The following is a 19637-nucleotide window of genomic DNA, read 5'->3' on the forward strand; positions in this document are numbered from 1 at the left end:
TCCGCAGGGCGCCATAGCGTGGCGGCATGGAGACGGAATCTGGACGTCAGAGTGCACCGCCGGCCGAGGGCGGCCGCGGCCTGCGGGTGCTGGTCTATCTGCCCGAGGGCATGGCCGACTGGGAGGTCGGGCACCTCATGAGCGAGCTGCGCCAGCACGGCGTCACGGCGCTGCCCGCCGTCGTCGTGACGGCCACGGCGGCCGGGGAGGCGGTGACGAGCATGGGCGGCCTCCGGGTGGGGCCCGACGCCGCGCTCGCGGACGTCGCCGACGAGCCGTTCGACGCGCTCGTGCTCTGCGGCGGGACCTCGTGGTACGACGATGACGCCAACGGTGCCGCCCTCGCGCTCGCCGCACGGCGCAAGGAGCAGGGCGCGCTCGTGGCGGCCATCTGCGGCGCCGTCGACGCGCTCGGCGGCGCGGGGCTCCTCGACGACGTCGAGCACACGGGCAACGACCTGGGCCAGCTCGAGCGCTGGCCCGGCTACGGCGGCAGCTCGCGCTTCACGGCGCTTCCGCACGCCGTCCGCGGCAGCACCCCGGAGGGCGGGACGATCGTCACGGCGGGCTCGTGGGCGCCGACGGACTTCGCCGCCGCGGTCATGGCCGAGCTCGGCGCGCTTTCGGACGCCCGGGCCCGCACCTGGCTGCGGTTCTGGCGGGACCGCGACCCGGCCGCGGTCCCGGAGCTGTTCGGCTAGACCGGGCCCCGGGCTCGCTCGTCTTGGACGGGCGGGGACGGGGGACACAACAGAGCACCCCCGGTCCATCGGACCGGGGGTGCAGCGGTGCCCTCGATAGGATTCGAACCTACGGCCTTCTGCTCCGGAGGCAGACGCTCTATCCACTGAGCTACGAGGGCAACTCGTGTTCCCTCGCGGGAACTCACCGAGCTTATCAGGTGCTGTGGGGCGCCGCGCAAACCGGGGCGGCCGGCGCTACTCCTTGTAGTTCTCCACGACGTCCGCGGGGCGCACGCTGGCCTCGTCGGGGTCCTCGCCGAACTCGCGCTTGGCGCGGCGCTGGCGCAGGAGGTCCCAGCACTGGTCGAGCTGCGCCTCCACCTCGCCGAGGCGGCCCGTGCCCCTCTCGGCGCTGCCCGCCCCCGGCGTGCCGCGGAGGGAGTGCTCCTCGTCGATGAGCTGGCGGATGCGGTCCTGGATGTCCTTGTCCATGACCAGCACGATAGCGTCAGGGGGTGGCAGAAGAACATGGGGGGACCCGGGGGCGCAGGCCCTGGCGGGGCCGCATCCTCGTCCTCGTCGGCCTGCTGGCCGTGGCATTCACCCTCCGCATCGCCGTGACGAGCGTGCCGGCGCTCACCGACCGCATCGCGGGGGAGATGTTCCTGCCCTCGTGGCTCGTGGGCATCCTCGGCATGCTCCCCACCGCGCTGTTCGGCGTCGCCGGCCTCCTCACGCCGCTGCTCATGCGCGCCTGGACCGTCGAGGCCATCGCGGTCGCGGCGATGGCGGCCGCGGCGGCCGGCCAGGTCATCCGGGCAGTGGCCCCCGGGACGGGGCTGTTCCTCACGGGGTCCGCGCTCGCGCTCGCCGGCATGGGCGCGGGCAACGTGGTCCTGCCCCCCATGGTGCGCAAGTACTTCCCCGACCGCGTCGGGCTCCTCACGGCCCTGTACGTGACGGTCATCAACGTCGGGACCACCGTGCCGCCGCTGCTCTCGGTGCCCGTGGCCGACGCGGCCGGATGGCGGGCCTCCCTGGGCTGGTGGGCGGCCGTCAACGTCCTCGCGGTCCTGCCCTGGCTGACCGTCTGGCCCGCCCGCCGCGGGGGCGGGGCGAGGGCGGCCGCCGCCGGGGCTGCCGCTGCGGCGACCCCGGCGGGGGCCGCGGACGACGGCGGCCGCCCGCCGCGCGCGGTCGTCCGCCCGTGGCATTCGCCCGCCGCCTGGGCGCTCGCCCTGCTGTTCGGCTGCACGTCGCTGAACACCTACGCGATGTTCGCGTGGCTGCCCTCGATCGTCGGCGCCGCGGGGCTGGACGCCGCGGCCGCGGGGTTCCAGCTCTCGCTGTTCGCCGGGCTCGGGCTGCCGCTCAGCCTCGCGGTCCCGGTCCTGGCGGCCAGGCTCCGCAACCCGTTCCCGGTCGTCGCCTTCGGCGTCGCGACGTTCGCCGCCGGCTACCTGGGCCTGGCCCTCGCCCCCGGCGCCGCGACCTGGCTGTGGTCCACGCTCGCAGGGCTGGGCCCCGCCACGTTCCCTCTCGCGCTCGTCCTCGTCAACCTGCGCACCCGGTCCCACCAGGCGGCCGGCGCCGTGTCGGGCTTCGCCCAGGGGGTCGGCTACGTCGTGGCCTGCGCGGGCCCGCTCGCCGTCGGCCTCCTCCACGACGCGACCGGCGCCTGGACGGCCTCGTTCGCGTTCCTCGGCCTCACCCTCGCGGTCCTCGGCGTCTCGGGCTGGGTCATCAGCCGCCCGCACTTCATCGACGAGCACCCCGGCGTGGTCGTCCGGCGGGGAACCGAGCCCGCGGCCTCCGGGCGCGGACGGCCGGGACCATGACGGGCGCAGTTTCAGCGCGGACACGCCGCGCCGGTAGGCTAGGGGGGTGACTCCCGAAGAACTTTCCTCCGCCATTTCTGCCTGCCTCGCCGACGCCGTGCGCGCCGGCGAGATCTCTGTGGACGTGCCGGAGGAGATCCGCGTGGAGCGCCCGAAGAACCGCGACCACGGGGACTGGGCCACCAACATCGCGCTCCAGCTGGGCAAGCGGGCCGGCATGCCTCCGCGGCAGCTCGCCGAGCTCATCGCCGGGCGCCTCGCCACGGTGGAGGGCGTCGCCTCGGTCGACATCGCCGGGCCGGGCTTCCTCAACGTCACCCTCGACGCCGCCGCCGCCGGCGCGCTCGCCAAGGCGATCGTCGAGGCCGGCGCCGCCTACGGCACGAACGAGGCGCTCGCGGGCCACGTCATCAACATGGAGTTCGTCTCCGCCAACCCCACCGGCCCCCTGCACATCGGGCACACCCGCTGGGCGGCCCTCGGCGACTCGATCGCGCGCGTCCTGCGGGCCTCGGGAGCGGACGTCACCCGCGAGTACTACATCAACGACGCGGGCAACCAGATGAACGTCTTCGCGAACTCCGTGCTCTCCCGCCTGCACGGGCGCGACGTCCCCGAGGGCGGCTACCCGGGCCAGTACATCGTCGATCTCGGCCACGAGGTGCTCTCTGCCCATCCGGACGTGCGCGAGCTGACCGACGAGGCCGCGCTGCCGATCGTGCGCGAGGCGGCCTACGCCGCGCAGATGAAGGACATCAGGGCCACCCTTGCAGAGTTCGACGTCACGTTCGACGTCTACTTCTCCGAGAGGGAGGGGCTGCACGGGTCCGGCGCGATCGAGACCGCCGTCAAGCGCCTGCGCGAGCAGGGCCACGTGTTCGATGCCGACGGCGCGGTGTGGCTGCGCACCACCGACTTCGGCGACGACAAGGACCGCGTCCTCATCCGGGCCAACGGCGAGCCGACCTACTTCGCCGCCGACGCCGCCTACTACCTCTCGAAGAAGGACCGCGGCTTCGCCGAGAAGGTCTATCTCCTCGGCGCCGACCACCACGGCTACGTCAACCGGCTCAAGGCCATTGCGGCGTGCGCCGGCGACGACCCCGAGGCGGCCATCGAGGTGCTCATCGGCCAGCTCGTCTCCGTCAACGGGGCCAAGCTGTCCAAGCGCGCGGGCAACATCATCGAGCTCAAGGACCTCATCGAGTGGCTCGGCAAGGACGCGGTGCGCTACTCCCTCGCCCGCTACCCCGCAGACTCGCCCCTCACCCTCGACCCCGAGCTGCTGAAGAAGAACTCGAACGAGAACCCCGTGTTCTACGTCCAGTACGCCCACGCGCGCTCCCGCGGCGCAGCCCGTAACGCCGAGGCCGCCGGGGTGGCCCGGACCGTGGACGGGACGGATGTGTTCGACGCCGCCCTGCTGACCCACCCGAGCGAGAACGACCTCCTGGCCCACCTCGCGGCGTACCCGTCGATCGTGGCCAAGTCCGCGGAGTTCCGCGAGCCGCACCGCGTGGCGCGCCATCTGGAGTCGATCGCGAGCGCCTACCACTCGTGGTACGACAACTGCCGGATCGCGCCCCAGGGCGACGAGGAGGTCACCGACCTCAACCGCACGCGCCTGTGGCTCAACGACGCCACGAGCCAGGTCCTCGCCAACGGGCTCGGCCTCCTGGGCGTCTCCGCACCGGAGAGGATGTAGCCCGTGGCCGAGACGACGGCCGCCGGCGCCGCCTCGCCGCTCGCCCCCTCCTGGCTCGGGGTCCCCGACGACCCCAACCGGCTCGTCCCCGCGCTGTGGGCGCACGACGCCGAGCGCGGCCCGGACGGCCAGCTCACCGTGGCAGGGCTTCCGGTGGGGAAGATCAAGGCCGCCCACGGCTCCCCGGTCTTCGTCCTGAGCGAGGCCGATTTCCGGGCCCGGGCACGCGCCTTCAAGAACGCCTTCGACACCGCGTTCGCCGACCTCTGCGGGGGAGTGGACGTCTACTACGCGGGCAAGTCCTTCCTGTGCACGGCCGTGGCCACGTGGGTGCGCGAGGAGGGCCTGCGCCTCGACACCGCCTCTGGCGGCGAGCTCGCCGTCGCCGCCCGCGCCGGCACGCCGGGCGAGCTCATCGGGCTGCACGGCAACAACAAGTCCGACGCCGAGATCGCCCGCGCCCTCGAGCTGGGCGTGGGCCGCATCATCGTGGACAGCCTCGACGAGCTCGAGCGCGTCGCGGCGATCGCGGCGGCCCGAGGCACCGACACCCCCGGCAGCGAGGCCCCGCGCGCCAAGGTCATGCTCCGGCTCACCCCGGGGGTGCACGCGCACACGCACGAGTTCATCGCCACCGCCCACGAGGACCAGAAGTTCGGCCTCTCCATGGCCCCGGGGACGGCCAGCGCGGACTTCGCCGGCGCAGCCTCCGAGGCGGCCGCGAGCATGGCCGAGGAGGCCGTCGCGGCCGCGGCCGGCCACGACAGCATCGAGCTCCTCGGCGTCCACTGCCACATCGGCTCGCAGATCTTCGAACCCGAGGGCTTCGAGGCAGCGGCCGTGCGGCTGCTCGAGTTCGTCGCCGCGATGCGCGCGGCGTACGGGGTCGCGCTGCCCGAGCTCGACCTCGGCGGCGGCTACGGCATCGCCTACCTCCCCGGGGACGCGCCGCGGCCGGCGGCCGAGATCGCCCAGGCGCTGGCCGGCGTCGTGCGCGCCACGTGCGAGCGGCTCGCCATCGCCGTCCCGCGCATCTCGATCGAACCGGGCCGTGCGATCGTCGGGTCCACGACCTTCACCCTCTACGAGGTGGGGACCATCAAGGACGTCGTCGTCGATCGTCCCGAGGGCGGCGGCACGGCCGTGCGCCGCTACATCTCGGTCGACGGCGGCATGAGCGACAACGCCCGCCCCGTCCTGTACGACGCCGACTACTCCGTGGTCCTCGCCAACCGGACCTCAGACGCCCCGGCGCAGCTGGCCCGGGTGGTGGGCAAGCACTGCGAGAGCGGCGACATCGTGGTCCGCGACGCCTACCTGCCCGCGGACGTGCGCGCCGGCGACCTCCTGGCCGTGCCGGGGACCGGGGCCTACTGCTGGGCGCTGTCGAGCAACTACAACTACCTCGCGCGCCCCGGCGTGCTGGCCGTCCGTGACGGCGCGGCCCGCTGGATCGTGCGGGGCGAGACCGAAGAGGACCTGCTCTCCCGCGACATGGGAGCATGACCGCCGCAGGCGGGAAAGCGAGGCCAGGAACCGTGGGAGAGACGACGATGGGAGCGACCATGACGGAGATCAGCGAGGCCCCCCAGCCCGGACTGCAGCCGGAGGCCGGGACGCGGCGGGTGCTGAAGGTGGCGCTGCTGGGCGGAGGCACCGTGGGCTCCCAGGTGGCCCGCATCCTCCTGGACGACGCCGAGGCGCTCGCCGCCCGCGCCGGGGCAAGGCTCGAACTGGTCGGCATCGCCGTGCGCAACGTGGACGCGCCCCGCGACGTCGAGCTCCCGCGCGAGCTCTACACGACCGACGCCGAGGGCCTCGTGGGCTCCGCCGACCTCGTGATCGAGCTGATGGGCGGTATGGAGCCCGCGCGCACCCACATCCTCGCGGCCCTGCGCCGCGGCGCCTCCGTCGTCACCGGGAACAAGGCCCTCCTCGCGCAGGACGGCGCAACGCTGTTCGACGAGGCCGACGCCAACGGGGCCGAGCTCAACTTCGAGGCCGCCGTGGCCGGGGCGATCCCGATCATCCGCCCGATCCGGGAGAGCCTCTCCGGCGACCGCATCACGCGCGTGCTCGGGATCGTCAACGGCACCACGAACTTCATCCTCGACGCGATGGACACGACCGGCGCGCAGTTCGCCGACGTCCTGGCCGAGGCCCAGCGCCTTGGCTACGCCGAGGCGGACCCGACCGCCGACGTCGAGGGGCTCGACGCCGCGGCGAAGGCCGCCATCCTCGCATCGCTCGCGTTCCACACCCGCGTCTCGCTCGACGACGTGCGCTGCGAGGGCATCACGAACGTGAGCGCCGCCGACATCGCCGCAGCCCAGGACGCCGGTCTGACCATCAAGCTCCTCGCGATCGCCGAGCTCGTCCCGCTGGAGCCCGCGGGCAGTGCCGAGCGCGCGGCCGACGGCGCCGCCCCTGCCCCGCGCGAGGGCGTCAGCGTGCGCGTCCACCCCACACTGCTGCCCCGCACCCACCCGCTCGCCGCCGTCAGAGGGGCGTACAACGCAGTGTTCATCGAGGCCGAGAACGCCGGCTCGCTCATGTTCTACGGCGCCGGCGCCGGCGGCGCCCCGACCGCGTCCGCGATCATGGGCGACGTCGTCACCACGGCGCGGCGCCTGCTGGCCGGCTCGCCCGGCCGGACCGGCACGGCCACCCGCACGCTCCCGCTCGTCGGCCCTGAGGCCGTGACCACCAGCTACAGCATCGGCCTCGAGGTCGCCGACCAGCCGGGCGTCCTGGCCCGCGTCGCCGCCGTCTTCGCCGAGCACGGCGTCTCCATCGAGACGATGCGCCAGCGGATCGACGGGGCCGAGCCCGCCGCCGAGGGCGCCGACGGGCGGCAGGGCCGCCGTGCCGAGCTGCGCTTCGTGACCCACCGTGCCTCGGAGGCCGCACTCGCGGCGACCGTGGCCGACATCAAGAACCTGGACGTCGTCGAATCCGTGACGAGCGTCCTGCGAGCCGAAGGAGTCTAGTGGCCCACCAGTGGCGCGGAGTCATCCGCGAGTATGCAGACCGCCTGCCCGTCACCGCCTCGACGCGCGTGATCACGCTCGGGGAGGGCGGCACCCCGCTGGTGCACGCCCAGAAGCTCTCCGAGCTGACCGGATCGACGGTCTACCTCAAGGTCGAGGGCATGAACCCGACCGGTTCGTTCAAGGACCGCGGCATGACGATGGCGATGACGGCCGCCGTCGAGGCCGGGGCCAAGGCCGTGGTGTGCGCATCCACCGGCAACACGTCGGCGTCCGCCGCCGCCTACGCCACCTCCGCCGGACTCACGTGTGCGGTCCTCGTGCCCGAGGGCAAGATCGCGATGGGCAAGCTCAGCCAGGCGATCGCGCACGGCGCCACCCTGCTCCAGGTCGACGGCAACTTCGACGACTGCCTCGAGATCGCCCGCAAGCTCGCCGACTCCTACCCGGTCTTCCTCGTGAACTCGGTGAACCCGGCCCGCATCCAGGGCCAGAAGACCGCGGCCTTCGAGATCGTCGACGCCCTCGGCGACGCCCCGGACATCCACGTCCTCCCGGTGGGAAACGCGGGCAACATCTCCGCGTACTGGAAGGGCTACAAGGAGTACGCCACGGCGACGGAGTACGCCTTCGACGGCGGGGCCCCGCGCACGCTGGAGGCCGTGTCGACGAGGCTGCCCGTGATGTGGGGCTTCCAGGCCGCCGGCGCCGCGCCCTTCGTGGCCGGGCACCCCATCACGCACCCCGAGACCATCGCCACCGCGATCCGGATCGGCAACCCGGCCTCGTGGGAGACCGCTGTCGCCGCCCGCGATGAGTCCGGCGGCCTCATCGACGCCGTGACCGACGAGGAGATCCTCTCCGCGCACCGCTGGCTCTCGGCGCGCGAGGGCGTGTTCGTCGAGCCCGGGTCCGCCGCGAGCGTCGCGGGCCTGATCAAGATGCAGGCGGCCGGCCGCGTCCCGACGGGGAAGACCATCGTCTGCACCGTGACCGGGCACGGCCTCAAGGACCCGCAGTGGGCCCTCCGCACCGCCGACGGCGGCGAGGTCGAGCCCGTCAAGGTGGGCAACGACGTCGTGAGCGTCGCGGCCGCGCTGGGCCTGGCCTAGGTCCGCCGATGACGGCACCGACGACGGCGGCCGCCGAGTCGCTGCGCACCGTCGCCGCCGGGCAGCGCGTCACCGTGCGCGTGCCGGCGACGAGCGCCAACCTCGGCCCGGGCTACGACAGCCTCGGCCTGGCCCTCGCGATGTACGACACCGTGACCGTCGAGACGACCGACGGCGGCGGCCTCGCCTTCGAGCTGCGCGGCGAGGGTGCCGACACCCTCCCGCGCGACGAGACCCACCTCGTGGTCCGCACACTCGAGGCCGCGCTCGCGCGCCTGGGCTACCGGCACGGTGGACTGGCGCTGACCGCCGAGAATGTGAGCCCGCACGGCCGCGGCCTCGGCTCGTCCGCCTCGGCCACGGTCGCCGCTGTCCTCGCGGCCGCGGCGCTCGTCGCCCCCGAGGACCGCCCGGACCGGGCCTGGGCGCTCCAGCTCTGCAGCGAGATCGAGGGGCACCCCGACAACGTCGCGCCCGCGATCCACGGCTCGCTCGCCCTGTCGTGGCAGGACGGAGAGGCCTTCCGGACGGCCATCGCCGAGGTGGCGCCCAGCGTGGTGCCCATCGTCGCGATCCCCGACTTCGAGCTCTCGACCGAGCTGGCCCGCTCGCTCCTGCCGTCCTCGGTCCCGCATCACGCCGCCGCGGCGAACGCCGGCCGCGCGGCCCTTCTCGTGCACGCGCTCACGAAGGACCCGTCGCTGCTCCTGCCGGCTACGGAGGACTACCTCCACCAGAGCTACCGCTCCAGCGCGATGGAGCCGAGCGCTCGGCTCATCGCCGCGCTGCGGGCTGAGGGCCACGCCGCCGTCGTCTCGGGCGCAGGGCCGACCGTGCTGGCCCTCGCCGACGGCGAGGACGAGGCCCGCGAGGTGCAGGCCGCCGTCGAGCGCTTCGCCCACGGCGTGCTCGACGCGGAGCAGGGCGCGGTCTCAGTGACACGCTGGCGTGTTGCGCGTCTGGCCGTGGACCGCGAAGGTGCTAGAGTGGACGTGCACCCACGGTAAATCTGTTCAGCGGTAAAATTTCCATCGGTGAAATTTCCAGTGGTGAATCTGCCCTCGGCGACTAGGCCCGGGCACTGCGCGCCGCCTCCGTGATCCAGCTTCGTGCCAAGGGTGCCGCCCCTCCAGCTCTGTGCCTCGGTCCTGCTGCCCGCGCCTCTCCGCGCGCCAGCAGCGGCATCGACGGCAGCTCATGCTCGGGGCGGGCTGAATGACTACGACGCTGCCCGGCCATCTGGCCTCGCAGCGCCACAGCCTGGCCGCCGCTCTCGTCGGCGGCCACGACCACGATGCGCCGGCCCATGAGAAGCCGGCGTCTCGACTCCGGAAGGACCATCCGTGACACAGACCACTGAGCTGAACCCAGCAGTGGAAGCCTCCTCCGCGTCCGAGTCCAAGGGGATCGCCGGCCTCAAGCTCGCGCAGTTGCAGGCCTTGGCGTCCCAGCTGGGCATCACCGGTGGGTCCCGCATGCGCAAGGGCGACCTTGTCGCCGCGATCACCGCCCACCAGAAGGGCGAGCCGCTGGGCCGTCCCGCCGAGCGCCGCCGCCCAGCCGCGAAGGCCGAGGCCACCGCCGAGCTTCCCCTGCCCGAGACGCAGGCCCCCGCCCCCGCTCAGGAGGCCCCTGCGGCCGAGGCCCCCGCCGAGGCTGCTGCCCCGGCCCGCGGCCGTGGGCGGACCCGCCGCCGCGCGGGCAGCGACGGGGTCGTGACCCCCGCCGCCGGCGAGCAGGCCGCCCAGCCCGAGGCCGCGCCGTCGGCCGCTGCCCCCGAGGCCGCGCCGTCCGCCCCGGAGGCCGCCCCCGCGCCGCAGGAGGCCCCCGAGGCCGGCACCCGCCCGAGCCGCACCCGCAACCGCAACCGCCGCGCCGAGGCCGTGCAGGGGGCCGCCGAGGGCGCCCAGCCCGCCCGCGAGGAAGCCGCGGCCGAGGCCGCCGCCCCCGAGCGCGCCGAGGCCGGCCAGGCCGCACCGGCGGAGACCGCCGGTCGCCCCGAGGAGGCCGGCGAGGGCCGCGGCCGCCGCGAGCGCGGCCAGCAGGACCGTTCCGAGCGCCAGGAGCGCCAGGAGCGCCGCCGCGACGAGGGCGAGCGCCAGCAGGACCGTTCCGAGCGCCAGCAGGACCGCCGCCGCGACGAGGGCGAGGGTGACGAGGGCGGCTCGCGCCGCTCGCGCCGCAACCGCCGTGGCCGCGACCGCGACGAGGCCCAGCAGGGCGGGCGCAACGACCGCTTCCGCGACCGCAACGAGCGCCGCCGAGGCCGCAGCGCCGGCCCCGAGTTCGACGAGACCGAGGTGACCGAGGACGACGTCCTCCTTCCGGTCGCCGGCATCCTCGACGTGCTCGAGAACTACGCCTTCATCCGCACCTCCGGCTACCTCCCGGGTCCGAACGACGTCTACGTCCCGCTCACCCAGGTCAAGAAGTACGGCCTGCGCAAGGGCGACGCGGTGGTGGGCGCGATCCGCGCCCCGCGCGAGGGCGAGGAGAACCAGGGCGGCGGCCAGGCCGGCGGCGGACAGGGCGGCCGGCACGGCAACCGCCAGAAGTTCAACGCCCTTGTGCGCGTCACGAGCGTCAACGGCAAGAGCCCCGAGGAGATGAAGAACCGGGTCGAGTTCACCAAGCTCGTCCCGCTCTACCCCTCGGAGCGCCTCCGCCTCGAGACCGACCCCAAGAAGATCGGCCCCCGCGTCATCGACCTCGTGGCGCCGATCGGCAAGGGCCAGCGCGGCCTCATCGTCTCCCCGCCCAAGGCCGGCAAGACGCTCATCCTGCAGTCCATCGCGAATGCGATCACCATCAACAACCCTGAGGTCCACCTCATGATGGTGCTCGTGGACGAGCGGCCCGAAGAGGTCACGGACATGCAGCGCTCCGTCAAGGGCGAGGTCATCGCCTCGACCTTCGACCGTCCGGCCGACGACCACACGACGGTTGCCGAACTGGCGATCGAGCGGGCCAAGCGCCTCGTCGAGATGGGCATGGACGTCGTGGTGCTCCTCGACTCGATGACCCGCCTCGGCCGCGCCTACAACCTCGCCGCGCCGGCCTCGGGCCGCATCCTCTCCGGCGGCGTCGACTCGGCCGCGCTCTACCCGCCGAAGCGCTTCTTCGGCGCGGCGCGCAACATCGAGAACGGCGGCTCGCTCACGATCCTCGCCACCGCGCTCGTGGAGACCGGCTCCAAGATGGACGAGGTCATCTTCGAGGAGTTCAAGGGCACCGGCAACATGGAGCTCCGCCTGTCCCGCGCCCTCGCGGACAAGCGCATCTTCCCGGCCGTGGACGTCAACGCGTCCGGCACGCGCCGCGAGGAGAACCTGCTCTCGCCGGAAGAGGTCAAGATCATGTGGCGCCTGCGCCGTGTGCTCTCGGGCCTCGACACGCAGCAGGCCCTCGAGCTGCTCACCACGAAGATCCGCGAGACCGGGTCCAATGTCGAGTTCCTCCTGCAGGTGCAGAAGACGACGCTCGCCGGCAAGGGCGAGAGCGACCGGCACTAGCGCCCACCACGGCGGCCGGGCCCGGGAGTCCCCGGGCCCGGCCGCCGTCGTCGTCCCTCCTCGAGCCGGCACCGGCTCCCCAGACCAGTTGCACCGTCCCCAGAAAGGCCCCTGACATGTTCGAGTCCGTGCAAGGACTGCTGGACGAGCACGCCGAGATCCAGAAGCAGCTCAGCGACCCCGCGGTCTACCAGGACCAGGCGCTGGCTCGGAAGCTCGGGCGGCGCTCCGCCCAGCTCAACGGCATCGTCGAGGCCTACAACCGCTGGAAGCAGCTCGGCGACGACCTCGAGGCGGCCGAGGAGATGGCCGAGGAGGACCCCGACTTCGCCGCCGAGGTCCCCGTCCTCAAGGAGGGGCACGAGAGCGCCCAGGAGAAGCTGCGCCGGCTCCTCATCCCGCGCGACCCCAACGACGCCCGCAACGTGATCCTCGAGATCAAGGGCGGCGAAGGCGGCGACGAGGCGGCACTCTTCGCCGCCGACCTCACGCGCATGTACACCCGCTACGCCGAGTCGAAGGGCTGGAAGACGGAGGTCCTCTCCTCGACCGAGTCCGACCTCGGCGGGTACAAGGACATCCAGATCGCGGTCAAGGGCTCCTCCAACGACCCGGCCGAGGGCGTGTTCGCCCACCTGAAGTACGAGGGCGGTGTGCACCGCGTCCAGCGCGTGCCCGTGACCGAGTCGCAGGGCCGCATCCACACCTCCGCGGCCGGCGTCCTCGTCTTCCCCGAGGTGGACGAGCCCGAGGAGATCGAGATCAGCGCCAACGACCTCAAGATCGACGTCTACCGCTCATCGGGCCCCGGGGGCCAGAGCGTCAACACGACCGACTCCGCCGTGCGCATCACCCACCTGCCCACGGGCATCGTCGTGGCGATGCAGAACGAGAAGTCCCAGCTGCAGAACCGCGAGGCCGCGATGCGCGTGCTCCGCTCACGCCTGCTCGCGCACCAGCAGGAGCAGATCGACGCCGAGAACGCCGAGGCGCGCAAGTCCCAGGTGCGCACCATGGACCGCTCCGAACGCATCCGCACCTACAACTACCCCGAGAACCGCATCGCCGACCACCGCACGGGATACAAGGCCTACAACCTCGACACGGTGATGGACGGCGAGCTCGGCCCGGTCATCCAGTCCTGCATCGACATGGACGAGCAGCACCGGCTCGAGGCGCTCGGCGAATGACCGACGCCGCCGGGAGCAGGGCGGGCGGGGGAGTGCGGCCGGGGACGGAGGACGACCTCGGCGCCGCGCTGCGCCGCGCGGCCGCGGTCCTCGCCGAGGCCGGCGTGCCCAGCCCGCGCGTCGACGCCGAGCTCCTCGCGGAGCACCTCCTCGCCCACTCTCCCGTGGGCGACCAGCTGGGCGGCGGCGGCCTCGGGCGCCTGCGGGCTCTCGCGATCTCCGGCCATCCCGTCCCGGAAGGGTTCTGGGACCTGGTCGCGGAGCGCGCCCGGCGCGTGCCGCTGCAGCACCTCACCGGGACGGCCCACTTCCGGCACCTCACCCTCGCCGTCGGCCCTGGCGTATTCGTCCCCCGGCCCGAGACCGAGGGCGTCGTCCAGGTCGCCCTGGACTGGATCGGGGAGCACTTCCCGGCAGCGCTCGCCGCGGAGCCTGCGGGGACGGCCGACGCCGCCGGGCCGGCCCGGGCGCGTCGGCGCCCCGTCGTCGTCGACCTCGGCACCGGATCGGGGGCGATCGCCGCATCGGTCGCGCACGAGGCGCCCGGCGCCGTCGTCCACGCCGTGGAGCTGTCCGAGCTCGCCCACGCGTGGGCCGCGCGGAACCTCGCGCTGCCCGAGGTGGGCGGGCGCGTCCGGCTCGTGCGCGGCGACCTGCGCACCGCGCTGCCGGAGCTGGACGGAACCGTGGACGTGGTCGTGACGAACCCGCCCTACATCCCCCCGGACATGGTGCCGCGGGACCCGGAGGCAGCCCTGCACGACCCCGAGATGGCGCTCTACGGGGGCGCGGACGGCGGCCTCGAGCTCCCGCTCGCCGCTGCGGCCACGGCCGCGCGGCTCCTCGTCCCAGGCGGGTTCCTGGTCATGGAGCACGCCGAGGTGCAGGCCGGGCGCATCGCCGAGCGCCTGTCGTCGAGCCCGGACTGGACCGCGGTGCGCTCCCATGCCGACCTCAACGGGCTCCCGCGCGCCACGAGCGCCGTGCGGCAGTGAGGCACGGACGGGACACGGCGGAGCCCGTGGAAGAATGGTCGCCGTGACGACCGCGACCTACAACTGCACCGATCCCCAGCAGCGCGCCGAGGGCCTCGCCCACGCACAGCGCGCGATCGCCCAGAAGCAGTGCATCGTGATGCCGACGGACACGGTCTACGGCATCGCCGCCGACGCCTTCTCCGCCCAGGCCGTCGCCACGCTCCTGGCCGCCAAGGGCCGCGGGCGCTCCATGCCGCCGCCCGTGCTCATCCCGCGGCTGCAGACCATGGACGGCCTCGCGACCGAGGTCCCGGCCGCCGGCCGTGCCCTCGCCGAGAGGTTCTGGCCCGGGCCGCTCACGCTCATCTTCCACGCCCAGCCCTCGCTCACCTGGGATCTGGGGGAGACGAAGGGCACGGTGGCCCTGCGCATCCCGGACGACGAGCTCGCCCAGGCACTCCTGACCATCACCGGCCCGCTCGCCGTCTCGAGCGCGAACCGCACCGGCCACCCCGCGGCCCAGACCGCCGCGGAGGCCCGCGAGCAGCTGGCCGAGAGCGTGGAGGTCTACCTCGAGGAGGGCTTCCGCCCGGCGGACGGAGGCTCCGGCGCCTCCGCAGGGCTGCCCTCGACGATCATCGACTGCACCGGCGATCACCTGCGCGTCGTGCGCCAGGGTGCCCTGAGCCTCGAGGCGATCCGCGAGGTCGCCCCGGGCGTGCTCGGCCTGGGCGAGGAGCCGGCCGGCGCACCTGCCGAGGAAGCACCTGCCGAGGCACCGGGGGAGCCCGTCGAGGCCGCCCGCGACCAGGCAGACCTCCCGCCCGCATGAGCGCCACGGAATCCGCCCCCGCGCACCGTCCGGCCGAGACGGCGGAGGCGCCTCCGCGCGTCGTCGCCGTCGTCGTGAGCTTCAACCGCCGGGAGCTGCTCGGGCGCACCCTCGCGGGCCTCGCGTCCGGGACCATGCTGCCGGCGGCGGTGGTGGTCGTGGACAACGCCTCGACGGACGGCTCGGCCGAGTTCGTCCGCACGCTCGAGACTCCGCTGGCGATCGACCTCGTGGAGCTGGGCGCCAACGTGGGCGGCGCCGGCGGCTTCACCGTGGGGATCGAGCGGGCCGTGCTCGACCACGATGCGGACCTCGTCTGGGTCATGGATGACGACACGGAGCCGCACGCCGACACCCTCGCTGCGGCCGTCGACGCGTGGACACGGTACGCGCAGGCTCCGGAGCACCGGCCCACGGTGCTTGCCAGCCACGTCGTCTGGACCGACGGGCGCGAGCACCCCATGAACTCCATGCGCGAGCGGCTCGGCGTGACGGCCGCGCAGCGCCGCCGTGCCGCGGCCGTCGGAGCGCGCCCGATCCGCAGCGCGTCCTTCGTCTCGTGCTTCCTCGCCGGCGACGCGGTGCGGGCGCTCGGGCTGCCGGTCGCGGACTACTTCCTCTGGGGCGACGACTTCGAGTACACGACGCGCCTCGCCCGCTTCCACGACGCGATCCAGGTCCCGGCCTCGGTGGTCACGCACCACACCAAGAAGTTCGGCACGACCGACGTCGACCCGGGACCGCGGTTCTACTACGAGGTCCGCAACCGGTTCTGGCTCTACGGGCGCACGCACTCCCTGGCTCCGTGGGAGCGGCTCGCGTACACGTACGCGACCGCACGGATCTGGGCCCGGACCTTCGCCAAGTCCGCCGATCGGCGCCTCCTCGCCGGATGCCTCGCACGGGGCATGCGGGACGCGCTCCGCGCGCCGCGCAGCAATGCCGAGGTCCTCGCGGGCGTCTACCCGCTCCGCCCCGTGCCCGCGCTCCCGCCCGCGGCGCCGCTCGCGGCGGGGGAGCCGTTCAGCCTGCTGCTGCCGGTGTACGACGGCGACACCGCCGACCGCTTCCGGCGCGCCCTCGCTTCGAACACCGCCGAGCAGGAGCGGCCGCCGGCGGAGGCCGTCATCGTGCGCGACGGACCGGTGCACGCCGAGCTCCAGGGCGCCCTCGACGACGCGCAGGCCATCGCCGGGCCGGCCACCGCGGTCAGGGTGCTGGCCCTGCCGGCCAACGTCGGCATCACCGCCGCCCTCGACCTCGGCCTGGCGGCGTGCAGCCACGCGGTCGTGGCCCGGGCCGACGCGGACGACATCTCCCTGCCGCGCCGGTTCGCGGCCCAGCTGCCCGTCATCGAAGCCGGCGCCGACCTGGTCGGCAGCGCGATGGAGGAGATCGGCGACGACGAGGCGGTGGTCCTCGCGACTCGGTCGGTCCCCACCTCGCCGCCCCAGATCCGCGCCGCCGCCCGGGCTCGGAACCCGATCTCGCACCCCACCGTGGTCTTCCGGCGCGCCGCTGCCGAGGCGGTGGGCGGGTACCAGTCGGTGCCGGCTGCCGAGGACTACTGGCTGTGGGCCCGCATGATCGCCGCCGGGGCCTCGGTGCGCAACCTCGCCGAGCCGCTCGTGCGCTACCGGGTCTCGGGGGGTGCCTACGAGCGGCGCGGCGGCCTGCGGGTCCTCGCGAACGACGTCGCCACCCAGGACCAGCTCCTGGCAGGCGGCTTCATCACCCGTTCCGACTGGCTGCGCAACGTGGGCATCCGCGCGGTCTACCGCTTCCTGCCCACGTCCGTGCGCGCCGGCCGCTACCGGCGCATGGTCGCGCCGCGCAGCTGAGGCTGAACGCGCCGTCCGGCACGGCAGAGTATCTTGGACACGCACGCGGGGCACACGCCGGACGCCCCCATGGAAGAGAGTCACTGAAACGCGCATGAGCTTCTCCGCAACAACGCCGGAGGCCCCGAGGCCGGTGCTGTGGCGCTGGATCCAGTTCGTCCTGGATGCCGGAGCATGGACGCTGGCCATCCTCGTCGCCGTCGTCCTCCGCTACGAGCTCACCGAGCAGACCCTCACGCCCAACGGCGTCGCGGCGTTCAGCCTGCTCGCCATCCTGTGCCAGGCAGTCGTCGGGTTCAGCATGGCCCTGTATCAGGGGCGGTACAGCTTCGGCTCGTTCGAGGAGGCCCGGCTCCTCGTCTCGGTCACGCTCATCGTGGCGACGATCCTCGTGCTCCTGAGCACATTCCTCGGCTTCAGCCTCCAGATCCCGCGCAGCACGGGCGTCATCGCATTCCCGTTCGCAGCGCTGTTCATGGCGGCGAGCCGGTACGCGAAGCGCATGTTCGTGGAGAGCCGGCAGAAGCCCGGCGAGAACGCCCAGCAGGCCCTCGTCTACGGCGCCGGCTTCCTCGGCTCGAACCTCGTCACCCGCATGATGCAGGACCCCAAGTCGCCGTACTACCCGGCCGGCTTCATCGACGACGACCCGGCCAAGAAGCACCTGCGGGTCTCCTCGGTCCAGGTCCTCGGGACCGGCGAGGACCTCCCCGAGATCATCCGCCGGACGCGGTCGACGGCGCTCATCCTCGCCTTCGCCTCGGCTGACGCGGCCTTCATCCGCGGGGTCTCCGACCGCGTCGCCGGGCTCGGCGTGAAGGTGCTCGTGCTCCCGCCGCTGAAGGACATGCTCGGCGGCGGTGCGCACAGCGTCACCGACTTCCGCGAGGTCGCGGTCGAGGACCTCATCGGGCGCCGGCCCGTGGACATCAAGGTCGAGGAGATCGCCGGGTACATCACGGGCAAGCGCGTCCTCGTCACCGGTGCGGGCGGCTCGATCGGCTCCGAGCTGTGCCGCCAGATCCACCCGTTCGCCCCGGCCGAGCTGATCATGGTCGACCACGACGAGACCGCCCTCCAGGCCACCCAGATCTCCCTGACCGGCAGGGGCCTGCTGGACGGCCGGGACACCGTGCTCGTGAGCATCCGCGACGCCGAAGGCCTCACCCGCGTCTTCCGCGACCGTCGCCCCGAGGTGGTCTTCCACGCTGCCGCGCTCAAGCACGCGCCCCTGCTCCAGCAGTACCCGGCCGAGGCGTGGAAGACCAACGTCGTCGGCACGCTCAATGTCCTGCGGGCGGCCGAGGCGGTAGGAGTCGAGGCGTTCGTGAATGTCTCCACCGACAAGGCCGCGGCGCCCACCACCGTCCTGGGGCACTCCAAGCGGATGGCGGAGCGCCTCACCGCCTGGATGGCGGGGCGCACCGGCCGGCGCTACGTCTCGGTCCGGTTCGGCAATGTCATGGGCTCGCGCGGCTCGATGCTCCCGCTCTTCTCCGAGCAGATCCGCACCGGGGGTCCCGTCACGGTCACCCACCCCGAGGTCACGCGCTTCTTCATGACCATCCCCGAGGCCTGCCAGCTCGTCATCCAGGCGGGTGCGATCGGCAGCGGGGGAGAGGTGCTCATCCTCGACATGGGCGAGCCGGTCCGCATCCTCGACGTCGCCGAGCGCATGATCGCGATGTCCGGCAAGGACATCGACGTCGTGTTCACGGGGCTGCGCCCCGCAGAGAAGCTGCACGAGGACCTCGTGGACCCTGACGTGGCGGACGTGCGACCCCTCCATCCCAAGATCTCCCACGCGACCTCGTCCGGCATCGCCCCGGACCGCCTCGACTACGACCGCTGGCTCGCCGAGTGCGCGCGCACCGAGGAGGCGATGATCGAGGCCCAGGTGCAGGAGGAGACAGAACTCTCGCACGAGGCCGTCCCGGGGTCGGGGGCGGCGTGATCGTCGTCGCCGCGGCGCTGGCGTTCGCCGTCAGCGCGGCGCTGCCCGTCCTCGCCCGGCCCGTGCTGACGCGCCTCGGCGTCATCGACGTCCCGGGGGAGCGCTCCTCCCACACCCGCCCCACCGTGCGCGGGCTCGGGCTGACCATCGGGATCGGCCTCCTCGCGGGCTGGGCCGTCGCGTTCGCAGCGGGCCTCGCGGCCGACGGCGCCGCCCTGGCCGCGTGCGTCGTGGCGGGCACCGTCGCGGCCGCCGCCGTGGGGTGGGCTGAGGACCTGAGGGGCCTGCGCATCGCGAGCCGGGCCGGGCTCCAGCTGGCGGTCGGGTTCGCGGGCACCCTGGCGATCATCCTCGCCACGGGCAAGGGCCTGTGGTGGCTTCCGCTCGGCATGGTCGCCGTGGCCGCCTACATCAACGTCGCCAACTTCATGGACGGCATCAACGGCATCTCGGGGCTGCACGCCGTCGCCGTGGGCGTCCTCTACGCGGCGGCGGGCGCCGCCAGCGGCCACGGCTGGCTGGTCGTCGCGGGCGTCCTGCTCGCGGCCGCCTTCGCCGGGTTCCTCCCGTGGAACCTCCTGCGCGGATCGATGTTCATGGGGGACGTGGGCAGCTACCTCCTCGGTGCGGGGATCTCGTTCACCGCCGTCGCCGCATTCCTCGCCCAGCTCCCGCTCGAGTACGTCTTCTCACCCGTGCTCGTCTACCTCGCGGACACGTTCGCGACGCTCGTGCGGCGCACGCTGCAGGGCAAGCGCTGGTACGCCTCGCACCGCGAGCATGTGTACCAGCGGCTCACGGACAACGGCCTGGGGCACCTCGAGGTCTCGCTCGTGGTCACCGCCGCGTCCGTCCTGACCGGGCTCGCGGGCTTCTACGCGGCCACTGCGCCGTCGGGCGGGGTGTTCGCCGCACAGATGGTGACGGCCGCCGTCCTCCTGGCCTACCTGACCTCCCCGACCTGGCTCCGGGCCCGCGGTGCGCGGCGGGTCCCCTGACGGGA

The 19637-nt window shown here is 73.5% G+C and carries 15 protein-coding genes and 1 tRNA gene; 14 read left to right on the plus strand and 2 right to left on the minus strand.

Features of this window, described 5'->3' with window-relative positions:
• Positions 1–26: 26 nt before the first annotated feature.
• Entirely contained in the window at positions 27–701 is a 675-nt protein-coding gene (locus J2W21_RS05550) for a DJ-1/PfpI family protein (RefSeq protein ID WP_307113524.1), read from the plus strand.
• Between the two features lie 88 nt (positions 702–789).
• On the opposite strand, the gene J2W21_RS05555 is transcribed toward J2W21_RS05550, so the two are convergent.
• Positions 790–862, minus strand: a tRNA-Arg gene (locus J2W21_RS05555).
• Between the two features lie 76 nt (positions 863–938).
• Positions 939–1175, minus strand: a complete 237-nt coding sequence (locus J2W21_RS05560) for a DUF2630 family protein (protein ID WP_307113525.1) — start codon at positions 1173–1175, stop codon at positions 939–941.
• A 23-nt stretch (positions 1176–1198) separates the two neighbouring features.
• Here J2W21_RS05560 and J2W21_RS05565 point away from each other — a divergent pair, with 23 nt between their 5' ends.
• From J2W21_RS05565 to J2W21_RS05625, 13 genes are all read left to right on the plus strand, one after another.
• Entirely contained in the window at positions 1199–2521 is a 1323-nt protein-coding gene (locus tag J2W21_RS05565; protein ID WP_307113526.1) for an MFS transporter, read from the plus strand.
• 46 nt (positions 2522–2567) lie between these two features.
• Complete coding sequence (argS, locus tag J2W21_RS05570; RefSeq protein WP_307113527.1) at positions 2568–4226, plus strand: arginine--tRNA ligase; 1659 nt, start codon at positions 2568–2570, stop codon at positions 4224–4226.
• Positions 4227–4229: 3 nt separating this feature from the next.
• Complete coding sequence (gene lysA / locus J2W21_RS05575) at positions 4230–5732, plus strand: diaminopimelate decarboxylase (RefSeq protein WP_307113528.1); 1503 nt, start codon at positions 4230–4232, stop codon at positions 5730–5732.
• Positions 5733–5791: 59 nt separating this feature from the next.
• Positions 5792–7216, plus strand: coding sequence for a homoserine dehydrogenase (locus J2W21_RS05580; protein ID WP_307113529.1), 1425 nt, complete (start codon positions 5792–5794; stop codon positions 7214–7216).
• Positions 7216–8328 carry a threonine synthase gene (gene thrC, locus J2W21_RS05585; RefSeq protein ID WP_307113530.1) on the plus strand — a complete coding sequence of 371 codons (1113 nt, stop codon included), beginning with the start codon at positions 7216–7218 and terminating at the stop codon, positions 8326–8328. Before J2W21_RS05580 ends, thrC begins: the two co-directional genes overlap by 1 nt.
• 8 nt (positions 8329–8336) lie before the next feature.
• Positions 8337–9335 (plus strand): homoserine kinase, encoded by a 999-nt coding sequence (thrB, locus tag J2W21_RS05590; protein ID WP_307113531.1) that lies wholly within the window; start codon positions 8337–8339, stop codon positions 9333–9335.
• A 336-nt stretch (positions 9336–9671) separates the two neighbouring features.
• Positions 9672–11840 (plus strand): transcription termination factor Rho, encoded by a 2169-nt coding sequence (gene rho / locus J2W21_RS05595; protein WP_307113532.1) that lies wholly within the window; start codon positions 9672–9674, stop codon positions 11838–11840.
• Positions 11841–11956: 116 nt separating this feature from the next.
• The gene (gene prfA / locus J2W21_RS05600; RefSeq protein WP_307113533.1) at positions 11957–13030 is read left to right on the plus strand and encodes a peptide chain release factor 1; all 1074 of its coding nucleotides are present in this window, start codon (positions 11957–11959) and stop codon (positions 13028–13030) included.
• Positions 13027–14025: a N5-glutamine methyltransferase family protein gene (locus J2W21_RS05605; protein WP_307113534.1), complete on the plus strand. Its 999-nt coding sequence runs from the start codon at positions 13027–13029 to the stop codon at positions 14023–14025. The genes prfA and J2W21_RS05605 overlap by 4 nt, the downstream gene beginning before the upstream one ends.
• Before the next feature lie 43 nt (positions 14026–14068).
• Positions 14069–14839, plus strand: coding sequence for an L-threonylcarbamoyladenylate synthase (locus tag J2W21_RS05610; protein ID WP_373423074.1), 771 nt, complete (start codon positions 14069–14071; stop codon positions 14837–14839).
• Positions 14836–16680 carry a glycosyltransferase gene (locus tag J2W21_RS05615; RefSeq protein WP_307113536.1) on the plus strand — a complete coding sequence of 615 codons (1845 nt, stop codon included), beginning with the start codon at positions 14836–14838 and terminating at the stop codon, positions 16678–16680. The genes J2W21_RS05610 and J2W21_RS05615 overlap by 4 nt, the downstream gene beginning before the upstream one ends.
• Before the next feature lie 94 nt (positions 16681–16774).
• Complete coding sequence (locus J2W21_RS05620) at positions 16775–18634, plus strand: polysaccharide biosynthesis protein (RefSeq protein WP_307113537.1); 1860 nt, start codon at positions 16775–16777, stop codon at positions 18632–18634.
• Positions 18631–19632, plus strand: a complete 1002-nt coding sequence (locus J2W21_RS05625) for an MraY family glycosyltransferase (RefSeq protein WP_307113538.1) — start codon at positions 18631–18633, stop codon at positions 19630–19632. The genes J2W21_RS05620 and J2W21_RS05625 overlap by 4 nt, the downstream gene beginning before the upstream one ends.
• Positions 19633–19637 lie beyond the last annotated feature (5 nt).

The organism is Sinomonas atrocyanea (genome assembly GCF_030811715.1).
Taxonomy (GTDB): Bacteria; Actinomycetota; Actinomycetes; order Actinomycetales; family Micrococcaceae; genus Sinomonas; species Sinomonas atrocyanea_A.

What these genes read in the sequence shown, in the direction of transcription:
- J2W21_RS05550 (WP_307113524.1), top strand. Translation starts at nt 27, where the DNA reads ATGGAGACGGAATCTGGACGTCAGAGTGCACCGCCGGCCGAGGGCGGC.
- J2W21_RS05560 (WP_307113525.1), bottom strand. Translation starts at nt 1,175, where the DNA reads ATGGACAAGGACATCCAGGACCGCATCCGCCAGCTCATCGACGAGGAG.
- J2W21_RS05580 (WP_307113529.1), top strand. Translation starts at nt 5,792, where the DNA reads ATGACGGAGATCAGCGAGGCCCCCCAGCCCGGACTGCAGCCGGAGGCC.
- thrB (WP_307113531.1), top strand. Translation starts at nt 8,337, where the DNA reads ATGACGGCACCGACGACGGCGGCCGCCGAGTCGCTGCGCACCGTCGCC.
- prfA (WP_307113533.1), top strand. Translation starts at nt 11,957, where the DNA reads ATGTTCGAGTCCGTGCAAGGACTGCTGGACGAGCACGCCGAGATCCAG.
- J2W21_RS05605 (WP_307113534.1), top strand. Translation starts at nt 13,027, where the DNA reads ATGACCGACGCCGCCGGGAGCAGGGCGGGCGGGGGAGTGCGGCCGGGG.
- J2W21_RS05615 (WP_307113536.1), top strand. Translation starts at nt 14,836, where the DNA reads ATGAGCGCCACGGAATCCGCCCCCGCGCACCGTCCGGCCGAGACGGCG.
- J2W21_RS05620 (WP_307113537.1), top strand. Translation starts at nt 16,775, where the DNA reads ATGAGCTTCTCCGCAACAACGCCGGAGGCCCCGAGGCCGGTGCTGTGG.